The 390-nt window shown below is 61.8% G+C and carries 1 protein-coding gene; it reads left to right on the top strand.

Annotation, left to right across the window (positions count from 1 at the left end; genetic code table 11):
- Nucleotides 1-121 precede the first annotated feature (121 nt).
- The coding region (locus D7X55_RS43165; protein WP_199747503.1) for a hypothetical protein at nucleotides 122-390 on the top strand (269 nt) is incomplete at its 3' end.

The raw sequence follows: 390 nt of genomic DNA, 5'->3' as shown, positions 1-390 counted from the left end.
GTGCGGCCGGGGCGATTACGCCATCACGGTTTCGCCGATCCCCGACGTTCGCTAAGCCAACCGAGAGCTGGGGGGCGAAAGCCCCCTGGCTCAAATCTTTTTCAAGCGCCTGGGAGGAACCATGACACCCGAAGAACTCATCAAACAACGCAAGCAGCGCGAGCTGCTCGCCAAAGCAGCACAAGCCAAGACCACCGCCCCCACGGACGCGGAGAAGCTCGTCAGCGATGCGACAAAAGAAAACTTGAAAACCGCAGGCCGGCTGGCTGCAAGTTTTGGCAAAGCCTTGGCAGACAAAACCAAGCAAGCGGCCTCGGTCGCCGCTGAGAAGGGGCGAGAGGCGCAAGAAGCGTTGGCCCGGCGTGCGGAAGAGGCCAAGGCGCGCAAGGA

The sequence above is a fragment of the Corallococcus sp. AB049A genome (assembly GCF_003668885.1).
Taxonomy (GTDB): domain Bacteria; phylum Myxococcota; class Myxococcia; order Myxococcales; family Myxococcaceae; genus Corallococcus; species Corallococcus interemptor.
Note: the sequence above shows the minus strand (reverse complement) of the source record. Positions and strands in the feature narration are given on the sequence as shown.